The following is a 17,642-nucleotide window of genomic DNA, read 5'->3' on the forward strand; positions in this document are numbered from 1 at the left end:
AGGCAGCCGGGGGCTCGCTCCTGCAGATATCCACAGACCGCGCGCACGGCACTACCTCGCATAGGCACACAGACCGGCCCGGGCATGCCGGACACGACCCACAACGATACCCGGCGTGCGCGCATGAGGTCAAAGTGAGGAGCGCGCACCCTCCCGAGGATCCGCACACACCGTCAACTGCTGAGGTTCAGTGTGAGCCGGGCCAACGTAGCAGCAGCTTCACACGGGTCCGCTCCCCCGGAGGTGTACTGCACCCACCAGCCGAAGATGCCGGTCGTCGACGCCCCGGAACTGACCCCGCACGACAGCAGATCGCCGGGTCGGCGCATCTGCAGTGCCCGCCGGCCCTCGATGGTCGTGTTCTCGATCTCGTAACCGAGTCCCTCGGCGGCGGCGCGTTCGTGGTCGAGGGAACCGGTCTCGAACCAGTTGAAGGTGACCTTCACTACTCCCGTGGGTCCCTCACCGTCCCAGCGGCAGATCGCACCGAAGAACCCGCGGTAGACGTAGTCCGCGCCCACGGCCTCGGCGATCTTCTCGTCGGCGACCGCATCGCACTCGGTGAGCAGCCGGGTGAACTCGGCGCCCGTGCCGCCGCCGATCCCCTCCGGGACGGCCCGCCCCTCGATGGTGCGGGTACATCCGGTGAGCAGAGCACCCGTCGTGAGGACGGTCGCGAGTGCGGCGCCCCAGCGGCGGGCGTTCACTTCTGCACTCTTTCCACACTCGTGGTGGCCAGGCCGCGAGCGACGACGCAGGCGTCGGCGACGGGCGTGAGGTTCGAGTACGAGACCGACCAGTGGACGAAGTCGCCGCCGAACTCCACGCCGATCTCGCACAGCGTCGTCTGCCCCAGCTCGTTCTGGTAGGACCCCATGAAGCCGGACCGTCCCCCGATCTCGACGTCGGCGGCGGGCCGGCCGATGAGATCGGAGCCGGCGCGTTCGCGGCCGATGGGACTTCCCCGGTACCAGGAGAAGCTCACGCTGGGGCCGCCGACGTAGATCTCCCACTCGCAGCCCACCGAGTTGCGCGTCACCGTCGTGAAACTTCCGAGACCGAAGGCCGCCGCCACCTCGTCGTCGGACATCGCGCCGCACTCGTCGAACAACGGGCCGGGGTCGGTGACGGACGCGGTGGGCGAGGTCTCTGCCTGTCCGGCGTCGTCGGAGTTCCCGCACGCCGCCGCACCGAGACCCATGAGGCCGACCGTGGCCACGGCAGCCGCCGTCCTTCCGATGCGCGGGAGAGGCATGGCGGGAAGACTACCGAGCCGGGCCCGCCTGTGTGCGACGACTCGAGGACTCCCGGAGCACCTCGTCGAGCTGCGCGGCCCAGTGGCGGACGATCTCCCGCCGGCGGGCCGAGTCGTCGGTCAGCACGTCGGCCAGGCCGAGGCCGCGCGCGAGATCCAGAGTCGCCTGCACCGTCCGGTGCACGACCGGATCGGTGTCGTCGGCGCCGAGCTGCTCGACGGCGACCGCGTGCGAGACACGCCCGAACTTCTCCTCGAGCGGCAGGAGCATCTCGCGCAGGGCCGGATCGGCCGCCGCGGCCGTCCACACCTGCAGGGCGGCCTTGAACATGTTGCCGGTGCACTGGTCGACGATCCGCTCGACCACCGCCTCCGTGCGGCCGACGCCCTCGGGCACGTCGAACGGCTCGGTGCGGACCCGTTCGATGCGACTGTCGAACATGAACTCGAGCGATGCGGTGATGAGATCCTCCCGGGTCGGGAAGTGATGCTGGGTGGCCCCGCGCGACACTCCTGCCCGCTCGGCGACCACGCTCACCGTGGTTGCGGCCCAACCGGATTCGGCGAGGCAGTCGATCGTCGCCTCGAGCAGTCGCCGCCGCGTGGCGCGGCTGCGGTCCTGCTTCGGTTCTCGCGCCATCGGGCCTCCTGCTCCTGCTGTTTCGTCACGACCACCCGGTCACGACCGTTCCGTCACGACTGATCTTCCGCCGAACGGGTATTCGTGCGACCCCGAGACCGTACGCAAAGCTCATCATCCGTACACTCGTATAACAGGTCGGGGCGAAAGGGGAGCACCACGTGGCGACCATCGTCAGGCGCGAGGACTACTTCGACGCCGCGCTGGCCATCCTGGCCACCAACGACCATGCCGGGCTCAAGCAGGCACGGTTGTGCAGTCACCTCGAGGTGACGACCGGCTCGTTCTACAACTATTTCGAGAGCTGGGCGCAGTTCAAGACCGAATTCCTCCAGCACTGGCTCGAGAGCCAGACGCTGCAGCTCGCCGCCGCGGCGCGCCTCGAGGGTTCGATGACCCGACGGCTCCGGTTGCTCGTCGAATTCGCGTGCAGTCTCCCCCACTCCGCCGAATCCGCCATCCGTGGTTGGTCGCACAGCGACTCCGGGGTCCACGAGGTGCAGAGCAAGGTCGACGACCTGCGTTACGCGGTGGTGGCCGAAGCGGTGGCCCAGTATCTCGGTTCGAGGGAACAGGCCGAGCGGTTCGCAAGGCTGGCCCTGTACACGCTCGTGGGCTACCAGCAGACCGTGCCGCTGCAGGACGTGAACTCGTTGCGGTGGTCCCTCGCCTATCTGCTGGGGACGCTGCTCCCGGCGGAGGAGGCGGCCAGTATCTTCCCGCCGGATTCCTTCCCGCCGAACCTCGGTACCTCCGGGTCCGAGGTGTCGAATCCCGACACCTCGAACCCGGAAGCATCGAACACCGAAGCGTCGAACACCGAAGCGTCGGCCTAGTACGACTTCGGCAGGCCCAGCGAGTGCTGGGCCACGAAGTTGAGGATCATCTCCCGGCTGACCGGCGCCACGCGTGCGATGCGCGCGGCGCCGAGCATCGCCGCGAGGCCGTACTCCCGGGTGAGGCCGGCCCCGCCGTGGGTCTGGATCGCCTGGTCCAGCGAGGCGATCGCGGCCTCACCCGCGGCGTACTTGGCCATGTTCGCGGCCTCGGCGGCCCCGAAGTCGTCGCCGCTGTCGTAGAGGACGGCGGCCTTCTGCATCATGAGCTTGGCGAGTTCGAGCTCGATCTTGCGCTGCGCCAGCGGGTGCGCAATGCCCTGATGCGCGCCGATGGGCTGCTTCCAGACGGTGCGCTCGTTGGCGTAGCGCACCGCGGCGTCGAGGGCGTACCGGCCCATCCCCACTGCCATCGCCGCGCCCATGATCCGTTCGGGGTTCAGTCCGGCGAACAGCTGCATCAGCGCGGCCTCCGGTTCACCGACCAGTGCGTCGGCGGGAAGCCGGACGTCGTCGAAGAACAGGGAGAACTGGTAGTCCGGCTCGAGGATGTCCATCTCCATGGGCGTCTTCGTAAAGCCCGGAGCGTCGGTCGGCACGATGAACAGGGCCGGACGGAGCTTGCCGGTCTTCGCGTCCTCGGTGCGGGAGACGACGAGCACGGCGTCGGCCTGGTCGACACCGGAGATGTACACCTTGCTGCCGGAGAGGATCCAGTCGTCACCGTCGCGGCGGGCGATGGTGGTGATGTTGTGCGAGTTGGATCCGGCGTCGGCCTCGGTGATGCCGAAGGCCATGATGCGGGAGCCGTCGGCGAGCCCGGGCAGCCATTCCTGCTTCTGCGCGTCGGTGCCGTACTTGGAGATGATCGTGCCGCAGATGGCCGGCGAGACCACGACGAGCAGCAACCCTGCGCCCTTGGCGGAGAGCTCCTCCTGCACCAGCGCGAGTTCGTAGATGCCGGCGCCGCCGCCGCCGTATTGCTCCGGGAGGTTCACGCCGAGGAAGCCGAGCTTGGCCGCCTCCGCCCACAATTCGGTGAGCGGCTCGTGCGCGCGTGACTTGGGAAGCACGTAGTCGACGTAGTTGTAGCGCTCGGCCAGAGCCGCGACCGCAGCGCGCAGTTCCTTCTGTTCTTCGGTCTCGATGATGCTCACGGGGATGCCTTCCGGGTTCGGGTGAGAGGACGCGCGGCCGTGGACGGTCGCGTGAAGGATCAGGTGTGTCAGGCGCCGTAACCCAGCCGCTTGGCGGCGAGTTCGGTGAGGATCTCGGTGGTGCCACCGCCGATACCGAGGATGCGCATGTCGCGGTACTGCCGTTCGACCTCGGATTCGGCCATGTACCCGAGTCCGCCGAACAATTGGACCGCCTGGTTGGCGACCCACTCGCCGGCCTCGACCGCGGTGTTCTTCGCGAAACACACCTCGGCGATCAGGTCGGTCTCCCCCGCCACGGCGCGTTCGGTGACGTGCCGGGTGTAGACGCGCGCGACGTCGATGCGACGCGCCATCTCGGACAGCGTGCGCTGCACGGCCTGGCGGGTGATCAGTGGCCGGCCGAAGGTCTCGCGATCGCGGCACCACGCGACGGTCAGGTCCAGGCACCGCTGCGCACCCGAATAGGCCTGGGCGGCGAGGGCGATCCGCTCGGAGACGAAACCCTGTGCGATCTGCCAGAATCCGGTGTTCTCCGCGCCGACGAGGTTGGTGACCGGCACGCGGACGTCGGCGAAGGACAACTCGGCGGTGTCCGACGCGCGCCAGCCCATCTTGTCGAGTTTGCGGGAGACGGTGAAACCCGGTGTGCCCTTCTCGATCACGAGCAGCGAGACTCCTCCGGCGCCGGGACCTCCGGTGCGGACGGCGGTGACCACGAAGTCGGCGCGGCATCCCGAGGTGATGTAGGTCTTCGCGCCGTTGACGACGTAGTGGTCGCCGTCGCGCACCGCGGTGGTGGTCAGATGGCCGACGTCCGATCCGCCGCCCGGTTCGGTGATCGCGAGGGATCCGACGAGTTCGCCTGCGAGAGTGGGCCGTACCCACTTGTCGATCTGATCGGGATCGCCGGCCGCGATGAGGTGCGGCAGTGCGATGCCGCACGTGAACAGTGATGCGAACGCGCCGCCCGAGGCACCTGCCTCATGGAACGCTTCGCACACGGTGAGCGTGTCGGCACCGTCGCCACCGGAACCGCCGACCTCCTCGGGGAATCCCGCGCCGAGCAGGCCGACCTTCGCGGCCTCGACGTGCAGTTCGCGGGGCAGTTCGCCGGCGCGCTCCCAGTCGTCGAGGTGGGGCAGGATCTCGCGCTTCACGAAACCGGTGACGGTCTCGCGGAGGGCGAGACGCTCGGGGGTGGTCCACATGCTCACGATGTCTCCGATGGTGTTTCGGCCGAGGATGTTCCGGTCGAAGCTGTCGACCGGGGGTGTCTCGACTGGGGTGCGGGTGTCTTCAGGAGGCGGACGAGCCGGCTTCACGTCCGGCGCCGGGGGCACCGGCGAAAGCCTGGGCGAGGCCGAGCCATTCCTCCACGTCCGGGCCGTCGGTGACGAGGGCGGTGTCGTCGCGGTGGATGCGCTGGGTGACGAGCAGGCAGAAGTCGAGAGCCGGGCCGGTGACCGACTGCGCCGCGTCCTCCGGACCCCATTCCCAGCTGTCACCGTCGGGGGCGGTGAGCACCACGCGGAACGGTTCGGCCGGTGGCTTCCGGTCGCGGATGACGTACGCGAAGTCGCGCGTCCGCACCCCCAGGTGCGCGATGTTCTTCAGGCGCGCGGTGGGTGTGCGGGTGACGCCGAGGGCGTCGGCGACGTCTCCCCGGTGCGCCCAGGTCTCCATCAGCCGCGCGGTCGCCATCGAGGCCGGCGACATCGGCGGTCCGAACCACAGGATCTTCGTACCGCGCGGGACCTCGGCGAGCGCGTCGGCGAGTTCGCGGCGGGTGTCGCGCCAGTCGGCGAGCAACTCCGCGGGCGGCCGGCCCGCCTGTTCCGCGGCACCGACGTCGACGAATCCCAGCGGGTCGCCGAACGCCGCTTCGACCATCTTCACGAAGGCGTCCGGGTCGCGGACGGCGGTGAGCGCCGCCCGGTCGGTCCACAACAGGTGGCCGATCTGGTGGGCGATGGTCCAACCCTCCGCCGGAGTGGGCAGCGCCCAGCTCTCGTCGGGCAGGTTCGCGACGAGAGCGTCGAGATCGTCGCCCTCCGCGCGGAGATCGTCGAGCACGGTGTGCAGATCGGACATGCGGCAAGCGTCACACGTCACAGCTCTAAAATCAAGCACGCGTGATTGTTTTTTGCGGCAGACGTCGTCCGGGCCTGTCGGACAGACTGACGGGATGGCCGACGACTCCCGCACGCACACCGTCGGGCCTGTCGTCGCGGTCCTCACCGCGGTGTTGTCGATGCAGTTCGGGGCGGCCTTCGCCGCGACCCTGTTCGACCGGGCGGGCGCCCTCGGCACGGTGACCCTGCGCCTGCTGTTCGCGGCCGTGATCCTCTGCGCGTTCACCCGGCCCCGGCCGCGGACGTGGACACCGGAACAGTGGCGGGCGGTGGTGACACTGGGCGCAAGTCTCGCGCTGATGAACACGGCCTTCTACGGGGCGCTGACGCGGCTGCCCCTCGCCGCAACCGTCACCATCGAGTTCCTCGGCCCACTCGGACTGGCCGCGATCCTGTCCCGACGCCTCCGCGACGCCCTGTGGGTGGTGCTCGCGTTGGCCGGAGTGGTCCTGCTCGGCGTGGGTGACGGTGCCGGGCTGTCCACCGGTCTCGATCCGCTCGGGGTCGCCTTCGCGCTGGTCGCCGCATCGGGATGGGCCTGGTACATCATCGCCGGCTCACGTGTGGCGACGACCCTGCCCGGATCGGCCGGACTGGCGGGAGCGACGACGATCGCGGCCGTCGTCGTCCTGCCGTTCGGCGCGGCGACGGCCGGCACCGAGCTCCTCCGGCCCGACCTCGCGCTCGCAGGACTCGCCGTGGCGCTGCTGTCGTCGGCGATCCCGTACACCCTCGAGATCCGTGCCCTGCGCGACCTGCCGAAGAGGGTGTTCGCGATCCTCATCGCGCTCGAGCCCGCCGCCGCAGCGCTCGCCGGCGCTCTGGTGCTGGGGCAGGTCGTCGAACCTCTCGCTCTCGTAGGCATCGCACTCGTCGTGATCGCGGGGGCCGGCGCGTTGCAGCACTCGCGCGCGTGACCCGGTACCGGGTGCAGGCCCGGTCAGCGGGTACGGGTGATCAGTCGGACCAACTCCCCCGCCGGGCCGGACAACACCCGCGGCGGCCTCCAGACCGCACGGAGCACGCGCTGCAGGTCGAGTCCGTCGACCGCGACCGCGACCAGGCGACCGGAGTCCAGATACTCCTCCACCGCGAGGGTGCTCAGCACCGCCGGGCCCGTACCCCCGAGCACGCTCGTGCGGACCGCTGCTCCGCTCCCGAGTTCGAGCAGCGGTGCGGCCCGGTCGTACTCCTGCAACGCGAGGTCGAGGGTGCGGCGGGTGCCGGAGCCCTCCTCGCGGACGACCAGTGGTGTCGCCGCGAGTTCGGCCACGGTGAGCGGCCGACGCCGCCGCGCCCAGGGATGCTGCGGCGGGACGACCACGACGAGGCGATCGCGTGCCACCGCGACACTGTGCAGTCCCTCCGGCACCGTCGGTCCTTCGACGAACCCGACGTCGCATCCGCCCTCGGCGACGACGTCGCACACCCGCATCGAGTTGTGGACCTGCAACTGGATCTGGACGTCGTCGCGGAGGGTGCGGAAGGCGCCGAGCCACCGCGGGATGAGGTGTTCGGCGACCGTCATCGACGCCGCGACCACCAGTTCGGGTTGCTGCTCGACGCGCAGTGCGGCGGCGGCGTCGAGGAGGCGTTCCGCGTCGGCCAGGACCTCCCGAGCCCAGTGCGCGACCACTGTGCCCTCCGGGGTGAGCACCGAACCCGTCCGGCCCCGCCGCACGAGGACCGCGCCGAGTTGCCGTTCGAGCCGGCGCAGCATGCGGGTCGCGTTGGGCTGGGCGAGACCGGCCGCGCGGGCCGCGGCGCCGAGCCCGCCCCGGTCGTCGACCCCGACGAGCAGTTCCAGAGCAACGAGATCCGGCCAGCTGGTCATGCACGAACGATATGCCGGACCCTCTGCTCATATCCATTCGATATGAGCTCATGTCCGATCGACGGCTGGTGCGGACACCGCTGCAACGGAAGAGTCGAGGCATGCTCACCGTCCACGCGCCCGTGTCCCGGCCCACCGTCGTCCCGGGTCTCCTGGTGGCCGCGGCGGGCGCGGTCGTCGCACTGGGAGCCGCGCACCTGATCCCCGGGGCGAGCCCGTTGCTCGTCGCGATCGTCCTGGGTGTGGTCGTGGCGAACGTCGGTCTGCCCGCACCGGTGGTCGAGGTTCTGGAGCCGGGTCTGGGTACGGCATCGAAGCGGTTGCTCCGAGTGGGCGTCGCGCTGCTCGGCGTGCAGCTCGCGGTCTCCGATCTCGTCGACCTCGGGTGGGGCACAGCGCTCGTCGCGGCGACCGTCGTCGTCGCGGGCATCGGCGGCTCACTCGCCTTCGGCCGGTGGCTCGGGGTGGGCTGGACCCAGCGCCTGCTCATCGCGTGCGGCTTCTCGATCTGTGGAGCCGCGGCCGCGGCGGCGGTCGACGGTGTGATCGATTCGCGCAAACGCGAACTCGTCACCACCGTCGCATTGGTGGTCGTCTTCGGCACCGCGATGATCCCGCTCGTTCCGCTCGCCGCCGGGATGCTCGGGCTGACCCCCGGGACCGCCGGTCTGTGGGCGGGTGCGGCGATCCACGAGGTCGCCCAGGTCGTCGCGACCGGCACCGCTCTCGAGGCCACCGCCGGTGGGGTGCTCGCCGCGGCCGTGACGGTCAAGCTCGCGCGGGTGGCACTGCTGGCTCCGGTCGTGGCGATCGTCGGGGTCGTCGCCCGGCGGCGCGGTGAGGGCCGCCGCGACGAGCGCACTCCCCCGATCGTGCCGGTCTTCCTGCTGGGCTTCCTCGCGTGTGTCGCGCTGCGCTCGACCGGACTGCTCGATCCGATCGTGGTGGAGGCTGCGGGCACGGTGCAGAGGGCACTGCTGACGGTCGCGATGTTCGCCCTGGGCGCGGGGGTGCGCCGGGAGGTGCTTCGCGGGGTCGGATGGCGCCCGATCGCACTCGCGGCAGCGGCGACTGTTTGGGTCGCCGCGATAGCGCTGATCGGTGTGTCGTCGATCAGCGGGCAGTGAGGATCAGCGAGCGGTGACGATCAGTGGTCCGTGACAATCAGTGGGCCGTGACGATCAGTACGGCCGACGAGATCGCGAGCACCACGACCGTGGCGGTGACCGCGACGTTCCGCCACCAGAAATAGGGCGCGCGCCCCGCCACCAATCCGCGCACACGCGCGCGGTGACCGATCCGGGAGGCGAGCAGCACCGCGAGCACGGGCACGAGGCAGACCAGGCCGATCGTCGCGACCACCGCACCCGGGCCGGGCACGAACCGCATGAATCCGAGCACCACCGCCCCGAGCACCGACGCGGTGCGCAGCCACGCCAGACTGGTCCGTTCGGGCTGCAGACCGGCGTCGCCGTGCCGCAGATCGTCCGGGCTCACGATGCCGCTCGTCTCACCAGGCGATCGCGACGGCGAGCACGACCCCGGAGACCCCGAGGGCGACGGCGAGCAGGTAGGCCACCCACGGCACCGGGAGTGCACGTCCGGTGCGCATCGCGTGCTCGACGCGGTGCCAGCGGATCAGCGCGAACACGGTGAGCACGGCGGCGAATCCGAGCAGCGCACACGCCAGCACCGTGCGGAGCCCCTCCGACACGATGCCGCCCGCGAAGGTCTCCAGCGCGACCGCCGCGGCGATGACGCCGAGCGCGGTCCGCACCCAGGCGAGGAAGGTGCGCTCGTTGGCCAGCGTGAAACGAGGGTCCGGGTCCGTACCGTCACGCAGCGCCTTCGGGCGCCAGCCTCCGCTGGTCTCCACGGAGCGGACTCTATCCCCGGACCGATCAGCCCACGACGAGATCGGACCCGCGCGCCGCCACCGGACGGGTCTTCAGCGGCCGCTTCGCCGGTCCTTCGACCGGGGCGCCGTCGAGGTCGTACCGGCTGCCGTGGCACGGGCAGATGATGCGGTCGCCCTCGACCCCGCTGAGATTGCAGCCCTGATGGGTACAGATCGCGATGAACGCGCGGAAGTCGCCCTCCGCGGGCTGGGTGACGACGAGCCTCTTCGATTCGAGCATGACGCCCCCGCCGACCGGCACGTCCGCGACGGTGGCTACGACCTCCGCGTCGGGTCCGGGAGGCGCGGTCGTGGTCGGTGCGGGCACCGCCGATCGTGCCTCGCCGGTGTCGCCGGACGATCCGCAGGCCGTGAGGGCCGCGCCGGCCGCCACCACACCGGCGCCGCCGATGAGGGTGCGGCGCGTGAGCGCCGTGCGGTCGAGGTTGTCGCTGCTCATGCACATGTCCGTTCGGGTAGGGATTCGGTTCTCCCGAGCCTATCGACGAACGCCCGGGTGGGCCGCGACCTGCGTCACCCGCGACTGCGTCAGCGACGCAGCGAAGCGAGCAGCGGAAGACGGCGTCGGCGACGACCGAGTTCGACGAGGGTCCCGCGATCGGTGATCTTGACGCGGGGCCGGCCCTGGGCCCGTCCGGCCTGCCGCTCGGCGGCGTCGATGGTCTTCCAGCCGTCCAGGTCCACCCGATCGGGCCTGCGCTGTCCGAGCAACCGGTTCAGCGCGCGACGGTCGCCGCGGGGATCGGCGAGCGCACCGGAGTCGAAATCGGCCAGCAGCGCCGCGACGGTCTCCTTCGCGCACCCCTTGTTGGTGCCGATGACACCGCTCGGCCCGCGCTTGGCCCAGCCGGTCACGTAGACGCCGGTGTCGACGCGACCGCCGGTGTTGGGAACGACGCCACGGACGTCGTCGAAGGGCACACCCGGCACGGGAACGCCGCGATAACCGATCGACCGGAGCACGAGCGTGGCGGGCAGGTCCTCGAACCGGCCGGTGGGTCGGGCGGTGAGGCGGCCACCGTCGTCGACGAGTTCGGTGCGTTCGACCCGCACGCCGGTCACGTGGTCGTCGCCGAGCAGTTCGCTCGGGGCAGCGAGATACCGGAAGACGATGCGACGGTGACCGGGACGGACGGGCCGTCCGGCGTACTCACGGGCGAGACGGACCCGCAGCGCGGTCGCCGCGTCGTCCTCCACGGCCCGAGAGCTCACCGGATCGAGTTCGAGGTCGGCGTCGTCGACGACGACGTCCACCCCGGTGAGGTCGCCGAGGGCGAGGAACTCCGGATTGCTGTAGGCGGCCTGGGCGGGGCCGCGCCGGCCGAGCAGGACGACCTCGCGGATGTTGCTCTCCCGCAGCGCCTTCAGGGCGTGGTCGGCGATGTCGGTGCGCGCCAGTTCGTCGACGTCCATGGTGAGGATCCGCGCGACGTCGAGGGCGACGTTGCCGTTGCCGACGATGACGGCGCGTTCGCCGGACAGGTCGAAGGTGCGGTCGGCGTAGTCGGGGTGGCCGTTGTACCAGGCGACGAACTCGGTGGCGGCGTGGCTGCCGGGCAGGTCCTCGCCCGTGATCCCGAGTCGGCGGTCGGACGACGCACCGGTCGCGTAGATCACGGCGTGGTGATGCTCGAGCAGTTCGGCGTGACTGATGTCGCGACCGATCTCGGTGGCGAGGTGCAGGGCGAACTCCTCGCGTCGGAACGACCATTCGAACGATTCGGTGACCGCCTTGGTCCCCGGATGATCGGGGGCGACACCGGCGCGCACGAGACCGAAGGGAGTCGGGAGCCGGTCGAACATCTCGACCTCGACGTCGGACCGTTCGAGCAGTTCCTGGGCGGCGTAGCAGGCCGCGGGGCCGGCGCCGACGATCGCGACCCGCAGCGTTCCGCGATCGCGCGGAGGCGCCGGGGCGGGCACGAGGGGTTGCCACCCCTCCGGCGCCGGGTGGTCCTCGTACCAGGCCGCGTTGATCTCGGCGAACCGCTTCTGGGAGGGATCGAGCTTGTCGTCGGGCAGGATCGCCTCGACCGGGCACGCGTCGGCGCAGGCGCCGCAGTCGATGCAGGTCTTCGGATCGATGTGCAGCATCTCGGCGGTGGCGAACTCGGGCTCGTCCGGCGAGGGGTGGATGCAGTTCACGGGGCAGACCGCGACGCAGCTCGCGTCGTTGCAGCAGGTCTGGGTGATCACATAGGCCATGGGAAGGGTCCTCGGCAGCCGGGCGGAGCGTCCGCGATTTTCATGTAACGATCCGTAACAGTTAATTCGACTGTAGCGGCTGTCACCGCGGGTTCGCAAGAGAACCTGCGACCACCCCCCGAAGCTGCGAGAATCGCACGATCGGACATCCGACCCGGGGGGACACATGGCCACGTCGACGCCGAGCACCGACCTGCCTCGGACGCGACCGCTGACGGAACTGCCCGAGGAGGCGGATCCCTTCTCCACCGAGCGCACCGTCCGTACCGGCGACGTCGACACCGGTAAGCGACTGCGACTCGACGGCATCGCCCGCTATCTCCAGGACATCGGCACCGACAACCTCGCCGCCGTCGGCGCGTCCGAGACCGACCCGCTCTGGATCGTCCGGCGCACGATCGTCGACGTGCACCGCCCCGCCGAGTACGGCCGCACGCTCCGGTTGCGGCGCTGGTGCGACGCCCTGTCGACACGGTGGGCGAACGTGCGGGTCCGCCTCGACGACCCCGACGACGCCCCGGACGGTCCGCTGATCGAGACCGCGGCGTTCTGGATCGACATCGGCCCCACCACCGGCGCTCCCACCCGCATCAGCGACGGCCTGTTCGAGCACATGGCCCGCTACGCGCACGACACACGCCTGAAGTGGACGGCGTGGCTGCCCGGTCGCGCACCCGACGGGGTCGACGACGAACGCGTCTTCCCCCTGCGCGCCACCGACCTCGACCCCTTCGGGCACGTCAACAACGCCGTCTACTGGCACGGTGTCGAAGAGCTTCTGTCCCTCCGGCCGGACGTCCCGGACGCGCCGTACCGAGCGGTGATCGAGCACCTGCGCCCCGTCGCCGCCGGCGAGACCCTCACGTTGCGGACGACCCTGCGGGAGGACGGACTGACGGTCTGGTTCACGGTCGAGGATCACACTCGCGCGGTCGCGTGGATCGGCCGGAATCCGGACGCTCTACGGTGGACCCCATGACCCGTACCCTGATCTTGCTGCGCCACGGCAAGTCCGCGTACCCGGACGACGTGGACGATCACGAGCGTCCCCTCTCCCCCCGCGGACGCCGCGAGGCCGGTCTCGCCGGTCGCTGGATCCGGGCGAACCTGCCCGAGGTGGACGCCGTTCTGTGCTCCACCGCGACCCGGACACGCAAGACACTCGCCGAAGCGGCCGTGGAGGCTCCCGTCGAGTACCGCGACAGCCTGTACCACGCCGATCCGGAATCCCTGGTCGCCGAGATCCGGGGAACCGCCGACGACGTGCAGACCTTGCTGGTCATCGGGCACGAGCCCACCCTCTCCGCGACCGTCCTCGGACTCATCACGGACCACAGCACCGACGCTGCCCATCAGGTGGCCGAGAAGTTCCCCACCTCCGCGATCGCAGTCCTCACGGTGAGCGGATCGTGGTCCGAGCTGTCGCGGGGCACGGCCGAACTCGTGGACTTCCACATCCCGCGCTGACCCACACCCCGCGCTGACCTACCCCGCGCGGAACCGCTGCGAGATGCTCGCGGCGAAGCAACGACGACGATCACCGTCGAGAACACATGACGAAGGCCCCGCCCCCGAAGAGAAGAGGGCGGGACCTTCGTCGTCTACTACGGCAGCGAACTACCGGTAGTCGTTGGAGTAACCGTAGTCGTCCAGCGGCACTGCAGCGCCGGTGTTCTGGCCGAAGCCGTCCGGCGAGTAGTACTGGTCGTCGTACGCCGGGATGGCGTACGCGGCCGCGCGGGCCTCCTCGGTCGGCTGGACCTCGATGTTCCGGTACTTGTTGATACCGGTACCGGCGGGGATCAGCTTGCCGATGATCACGTTCTCCTTGAGACCGATCAGCTTGTCCGAGCGGCAGTTGATCGCCGCGTCGGTGAGCACGCGAGTGGTCTCCTGGAAGGACGCCGCCGACAGCCACGAATCGGTGGCCAGCGACGCCTTCGTGATGCCCATGAGGACCGGACGGCCGGCAGCCGGCTCGCCACCCTCCTGGACCACACGACGGTTCGCAGCCTCGAACTCGCTGCGCTCGACGAGCGAACCGGGCAGGAACTCCGTCGAGCCCGAGTCGATGATCGTCACGCGACGCAGCATCTGGCGCACGATGACCTCGATGTGCTTGTCGTGGATCGACACGCCCTGGCTCCGGTAGACCTCCTGGACCTCGTGGACCAGGTGGACCTGAACCTGACGCGGGCCCATCACGCGCAGCACCTCGTGCGGATCGGCAGAGCCCTCGAGGAGCTGCTGACCGACCTCCACGTGGTCGCCGTCCGCGAGCACGCCCTCGGTGCCGTCGGCCTTGCGGATGACGTGCAGACGCTGACGCTTGGACAGCTTGTCGTACACGACCTCCTCGCCACCGTCGTCGGGGATGATCGTGATCTTGTAGAAACGATCGTCGTCCTCGAGGCGGATGCGGCCGGAGACATCGGCGATCGGGGCCTTGCCCTTGGGGACGCGGGCCTCGAACAGCTCCTGGACGCGGGGCAGACCACCGGTGATGTCCTCACCGACGCCACCCTGGTGGAAGGTACGCATCGTCAGCTGCGTACCGGGCTCACCGATCGACTGGGCGGCGACGATACCGACGGCCTCGCCGATGTCGACGAGCTTGCCCGTCGCCATCGAACGGCCGTAGCAGGTCGCGCAGACGCCGGTGCCGGTGTCGCAGGTCAGGACCGAGCGGACCTTGACCTTCTGGATGCCGGCCTCGAGCAGCGCCTCGATCGCCGGGTCGCCGAGGTCGGAACCACGCTCGACGACGACGTTGCCGTTCGCGTCGACCGCGTCCGTCGCCAGCGTACGGGCGTAGGTGCTGGTCTCGATGTGAGCGTCGCGCACGAGCTCACCGGTCGGCTGACCGGTCGCGTCGCGTGCGAGCTCGGCGATGGTCATCTCGATGCCGCGCGGCGTGCCGCAGTCGACCTCGCGGACGATGACGTCCTGCGAGACGTCGACCAGACGACGGGTCAGGTAACCCGAGTCGGCGGTACGGAGAGCGGTGTCGGCCAGACCCTTACGCGCGCCGTGCGTGTTGATGAAGTACTCGGCGACGGTCAGGCCCTCACGGAAGGAGGACTTGATCGGGCGCGGGATGAACTCGCCCTTCGGGTTCGTCACCAGACCCTTCATGCCCGCCAGCGAGCGGATCTGGGTCATGTTGCCCGCAGCACCGGACTTGACGATCGTGGGGATCGGGTTGTCGTCCGGGTAGTGCGCCTCCATGACCTGACCGACCTCTTCGGTCGCTTCCTGCCACAGCTTGACGAGCGAATCGCGACGCTCGTCCTCCGAGAGCTTGCCTCGGTCGTACTGCCGCTGGATGGCGTCGGCCTGCGTCTCGTACCGCTCGAGGATGTCCTTCTTCTCCGGCGGAACGAGCACGTCCGCCATCGAGATGGTGACACCCGAACGCGTGGCCCAGTAGAAGCCGGCGTCCTTGAGCTTGTCGACGGTCTGCGCGACGACGATCATCGGGTACCGCTCGGCCAGATCGTTGATGATCGCGGCCTGGCGCTTCTTCGGCATGATGTCGTTGACGAACGCGTAGTTCGTCGGCAGCAGCTCGTTGAACAGCACGCGACCGAGGGTCGTGTGCGTGGTCCACGCCTGACCGTACTTCCAGCCCTCCGGGAACAGCTCGTTCTCGACGTCGCGCGGCGGACGCAGCTGGGTCAGGCGCACCTTGATCGGAGCCTGGACCGACAGCACGCCGCGGTCGACGGCCATCTGGGCCTCGGCCGGCGACGAGTAGACGCCCTGCTCGGGCTCGTCGGCGGTCGCGGCCTTGTAGGCGCCGGGGGCGTCCTCGACCAGACGGGTCAGGTGGAACAGACCCGTGACCATGTCCAGACGCGGCATGGCGAGCGGGCGGCCCGATGCCGGCGACAGGATGTTGTTCGACGACAGCATCAGGATGCGGGCCTCGGCCTGCGCCTCCGCGGACAGCGGGAGGTGCACGGCCATCTGGTCGCCGTCGAAGTCGGCGTTGAAGGCCTCACACACGAGGGGGTGCAGCTGGATGGCCTTGCCCTCGACGAGCTGCGGCTCGAACGCCTGGATACCGAGGCGGTGCAGCGTGGGAGCACGGTTCAGCAGAACCGGGTGCTCGTTGATGACCTCTTCGAGGACGTCCCACACCTGCGGGCGCTGACGCTCGACCATGCGCTTGGCGGACTTGATGTTCTGCGCGTGGTTGAGGTCGACGAGACGCTTCATGACGAACGGCTTGAACAGCTCGAGCGCCATGAGCTTCGGCAGACCGCACTGGTGCAGCTTGAGCTGCGGACCGACGACGATGACCGAACGGCCCGAGTAGTCGACGCGCTTACCGAGCAGGTTCTGACGGAAGCGGCCCTGCTTGCCCTTGAGCAGATCGGACAGCGACTTGAGCGGACGGTTACCGGGACCGGTGACCGGCCGGCCACGACGGCCGTTGTCGAACAGGGCGTCGACCGACTCCTGCAGCATCCGCTTCTCGTTGTTGACGATGATCTCGGGGGCACCGAGGTCGATCAGTCGCTTGAGGCGGTTGTTGCGGTTGATGACGCGGCGGTACAGGTCGTTGAGGTCGGAGGTCGCGAAGCGGCCACCGTCGAGCTGCACCATCGGACGCAGTTCCGGCGGGATCACCGGCACGGCGTCGAGCACCATGCCCATGGGCGAGTTGCCGGACTGCTGGAACGCCGCGACGACCTTCAGGCGCTTGAGAGCACGGAGCTTCTTCTGTCCCTTGCCGCTGCGGATGGTCTCGCGCAGCGACTCGGCCTCGGCGTCGATGTCGAAGTTCTCGATGAGCTTCTGGATCGCCTCGGCACCCATGGCACCGGTGAAGTACTCGCCGTAGCGGTCCTGGAGCTCGCGGTAGATCATCTCGTCGACGATCAGATCCTTCGGCTTCAGCTTCGTGAAGGTCGTCCAGATCTCGTCGAGGCGGTCGAGCTCGCGCTGCGCACGGTCGCGGAGCTGACGCATCTCGCGCTCGCCGCCGTCCTTGACCTTGCGGCGGACGTCGGACTTGGCGCCCTCGGCCTCGAGTTCGGCGAGGTCGGCTTCGAGCTTCTGCGCGCGGGCCTCGAGGTCGGCGTCGCGCTGGTCGGCGACCGACTTCTTCTCGACCTCCATCTCGGCTTCGAGAGTGGAGAGCTCGTTGTGGCGCAGCTCGTCGTCGACCGACGTGATGACGTACGCGGCGAAGTAGATGATCTTCTCGAGATCCTTCGGCGCGAGGTCGAGCAGGTAGCCGAGGCGGCTCGGCACACCCTTGAAGTACCAGATGTGCGTCACCGGAGCGGCGAGCTCGATGTGGCCCATGCGCTCACGGCGGACCTTGGCGCGGGTCACCTCGACGCCGCAGCGCTCGCAGATGATGCCCTTGAAGCGGACACGCTTGTACTTGCCGCAGTAGCACTCCCAGTCCCGGGTGGGACCGAAGATCTTCTCGCAGAACAAGCCGTCCTTCTCGGGCTTGAGCGTGCGGTAGTTGATGGTCTCGGGCTTCTTGACCTCGCCGTACGACCAGTTACGGATGTCCTCGGCGGTGGCCAGGCCGATCCGGAGTTCATCGAAGAAGTTGACGTCGAGCACGTAACTTCCTTTCCCCTGTGCGGGTTGTATTGCTGCTAGTTGTCGCTATCGCTGCCGGGGCCCGATGCGGTAC

Annotated in this window: 17 protein-coding genes; 5 read left to right on the forward strand and 12 right to left on the reverse strand. The window is 69.4% G+C overall.

Going from position 1 to position 17,642, the window contains the following annotated elements:
• Positions 1-173 precede the first annotated feature (173 nt).
• The 3 genes from KXC42_RS17760 to KXC42_RS17770 are packed head-to-tail and all read right to left on the reverse strand — an operon-like array spanning position 174 to position 1,895.
• Positions 174-707, reverse strand: a complete 534-nt coding sequence (locus KXC42_RS17760; RefSeq protein ID WP_033096100.1) for a DUF3558 domain-containing protein — start codon at positions 705-707, stop codon at positions 174-176.
• The gene (locus KXC42_RS17765; protein WP_052039926.1) at positions 704-1,255 is read right to left on the reverse strand and encodes a DUF3558 domain-containing protein; all 552 of its coding nucleotides are present in this window, start codon (positions 1,253-1,255) and stop codon (positions 704-706) included. Before KXC42_RS17765 ends, KXC42_RS17760 begins: the two co-directional genes overlap by 4 nt.
• A 10-nt stretch (positions 1,256-1,265) precedes the next feature.
• A complete protein-coding gene (locus KXC42_RS17770) occupies positions 1,266-1,895 on the reverse strand; it encodes a TetR/AcrR family transcriptional regulator (RefSeq protein ID WP_016690888.1) in 630 nt (209 codons plus the stop codon).
• Between the two features lie 161 nt (positions 1,896-2,056).
• On the opposite strand from KXC42_RS17770, the gene KXC42_RS17775 reads away from it, so the two are divergent.
• Complete coding sequence (locus KXC42_RS17775; protein WP_016690887.1) at positions 2,057-2,731, forward strand: TetR/AcrR family transcriptional regulator; 675 nt, start codon at positions 2,057-2,059, stop codon at positions 2,729-2,731.
• Here KXC42_RS17775 and KXC42_RS17780 read toward each other — a convergent pair.
• The 3 genes from KXC42_RS17780 to KXC42_RS17790 form a co-directional block, all read right to left on the reverse strand.
• Positions 2,728-3,888 carry an acyl-CoA dehydrogenase family protein gene (locus KXC42_RS17780; RefSeq protein WP_016690886.1) on the reverse strand — a complete coding sequence of 387 codons (1,161 nt, stop codon included), beginning with the start codon at positions 3,886-3,888 and terminating at the stop codon, positions 2,728-2,730. The genes KXC42_RS17775 and KXC42_RS17780 overlap by 4 nt on opposite strands.
• Positions 3,889-3,956: 68 nt before the next feature.
• Positions 3,957-5,105, reverse strand: a complete 1,149-nt coding sequence (locus KXC42_RS17785; protein WP_026060885.1) for an acyl-CoA dehydrogenase family protein — start codon at positions 5,103-5,105, stop codon at positions 3,957-3,959.
• An 82-nt stretch (positions 5,106-5,187) separates the two neighbouring features.
• Positions 5,188-5,982, reverse strand: coding sequence for a TIGR03084 family metal-binding protein (locus tag KXC42_RS17790; RefSeq protein ID WP_033096102.1), 795 nt, complete (start codon positions 5,980-5,982; stop codon positions 5,188-5,190).
• A 94-nt stretch (positions 5,983-6,076) separates the two neighbouring features.
• Here KXC42_RS17790 and KXC42_RS17795 point away from each other — a divergent pair, with 94 nt between their 5' ends.
• Positions 6,077-6,940 (forward strand): DMT family transporter, encoded by an 864-nt coding sequence (locus tag KXC42_RS17795; protein WP_016690883.1) that lies wholly within the window; start codon positions 6,077-6,079, stop codon positions 6,938-6,940.
• A 23-nt stretch (positions 6,941-6,963) separates the two neighbouring features.
• On the opposite strand, the gene KXC42_RS17800 is transcribed toward KXC42_RS17795, so the two are convergent.
• Complete coding sequence (locus KXC42_RS17800) at positions 6,964-7,857, reverse strand: LysR family transcriptional regulator (protein ID WP_016690882.1); 894 nt, start codon at positions 7,855-7,857, stop codon at positions 6,964-6,966.
• Positions 7,858-7,958: 101 nt separating this feature from the next.
• Here KXC42_RS17800 and KXC42_RS17805 point away from each other — a divergent pair, with 101 nt between their 5' ends.
• A complete protein-coding gene (locus KXC42_RS17805; RefSeq protein WP_052039947.1) occupies positions 7,959-8,984 on the forward strand; it encodes a YeiH family protein in 1,026 nt (341 codons plus the stop codon).
• 37 nt (positions 8,985-9,021) lie between these two features.
• Here the strand turns inward: KXC42_RS17805 and KXC42_RS17810 are convergent, their stop codons facing one another.
• The 4 genes from KXC42_RS17810 to KXC42_RS17825 all read right to left on the reverse strand — a co-directional run bounded on the left by KXC42_RS17810 (position 9,022) and on the right by KXC42_RS17825 (position 11,980).
• Positions 9,022-9,354, reverse strand: coding sequence for a DUF202 domain-containing protein (locus KXC42_RS17810; protein WP_016690880.1), 333 nt, complete (start codon positions 9,352-9,354; stop codon positions 9,022-9,024).
• Positions 9,355-9,367: 13 nt separating this feature from the next.
• Entirely contained in the window at positions 9,368-9,733 is a 366-nt protein-coding gene (locus KXC42_RS17815; protein WP_016690879.1) for a YidH family protein, read from the reverse strand.
• Positions 9,734-9,758: 25 nt separating this feature from the next.
• Positions 9,759-10,214, reverse strand: coding sequence for a Rieske (2Fe-2S) protein (locus tag KXC42_RS17820; RefSeq protein WP_019291242.1), 456 nt, complete (start codon positions 10,212-10,214; stop codon positions 9,759-9,761).
• Between the two features lie 89 nt (positions 10,215-10,303).
• Positions 10,304-11,980 (reverse strand): FAD-dependent oxidoreductase, encoded by a 1,677-nt coding sequence (locus KXC42_RS17825; protein WP_019291241.1) that lies wholly within the window; start codon positions 11,978-11,980, stop codon positions 10,304-10,306.
• A gap of 166 nt (positions 11,981-12,146) precedes the next feature.
• Between KXC42_RS17825 and KXC42_RS17830 the strand changes: the two genes are divergently transcribed.
• Positions 12,147-12,959, forward strand: a complete 813-nt coding sequence (locus KXC42_RS17830) for an acyl-[acyl-carrier-protein] thioesterase (protein WP_019291240.1) — start codon at positions 12,147-12,149, stop codon at positions 12,957-12,959.
• Positions 12,956-13,447 (forward strand): histidine phosphatase family protein, encoded by a 492-nt coding sequence (locus KXC42_RS17835; RefSeq protein ID WP_016694772.1) that lies wholly within the window; start codon positions 12,956-12,958, stop codon positions 13,445-13,447. Before KXC42_RS17830 ends, KXC42_RS17835 begins: the two co-directional genes overlap by 4 nt.
• 150 nt (positions 13,448-13,597) lie before the next feature.
• Here KXC42_RS17835 and KXC42_RS17840 read toward each other — a convergent pair whose 3' ends face one another.
• The gene (locus tag KXC42_RS17840) at positions 13,598-17,569 is read right to left on the reverse strand and encodes a DNA-directed RNA polymerase subunit beta' (protein WP_016694773.1); all 3,972 of its coding nucleotides are present in this window, start codon (positions 17,567-17,569) and stop codon (positions 13,598-13,600) included.
• Between the last annotated feature and the right edge of the window lie 73 nt (positions 17,570-17,642).

This window comes from Rhodococcus sp. LW-XY12, assembly GCF_019317345.1.
GTDB lineage: Bacteria > Actinomycetota > Actinomycetes > Mycobacteriales > Mycobacteriaceae > Rhodococcus > Rhodococcus pyridinivorans.

Excerpts from the sequence above, each read along its gene's own strand:
- KXC42_RS17765 (WP_052039926.1), bottom strand. The coding sequence starts at position 1,255 with ATGCCTCTCCCGCGCATCGGAAGGACGGCGGCTGCCGTGGCCACGGTC.
- KXC42_RS17825 (WP_019291241.1), bottom strand. The coding sequence starts at position 11,980 with ATGGCCTATGTGATCACCCAGACCTGCTGCAACGACGCGAGCTGCGTC.
- KXC42_RS17835 (WP_016694772.1), top strand. The coding sequence starts at position 12,956 with ATGACCCGTACCCTGATCTTGCTGCGCCACGGCAAGTCCGCGTACCCG.
- KXC42_RS17770 (WP_016690888.1), bottom strand. The coding sequence starts at position 1,895 with ATGGCGCGAGAACCGAAGCAGGACCGCAGCCGCGCCACGCGGCGGCGA.
- KXC42_RS17820 (WP_019291242.1), bottom strand. The coding sequence starts at position 10,214 with ATGAGCAGCGACAACCTCGACCGCACGGCGCTCACGCGCCGCACCCTC.
- KXC42_RS17800 (WP_016690882.1), bottom strand. The coding sequence starts at position 7,857 with ATGACCAGCTGGCCGGATCTCGTTGCTCTGGAACTGCTCGTCGGGGTC.
- KXC42_RS17830 (WP_019291240.1), top strand. The coding sequence starts at position 12,147 with ATGGCCACGTCGACGCCGAGCACCGACCTGCCTCGGACGCGACCGCTG.
- KXC42_RS17805 (WP_052039947.1), top strand. The coding sequence starts at position 7,959 with ATGCTCACCGTCCACGCGCCCGTGTCCCGGCCCACCGTCGTCCCGGGT.
- KXC42_RS17790 (WP_033096102.1), bottom strand. The coding sequence starts at position 5,982 with ATGTCCGATCTGCACACCGTGCTCGACGATCTCCGCGCGGAGGGCGAC.
- KXC42_RS17795 (WP_016690883.1), top strand. The coding sequence starts at position 6,077 with ATGGCCGACGACTCCCGCACGCACACCGTCGGGCCTGTCGTCGCGGTC.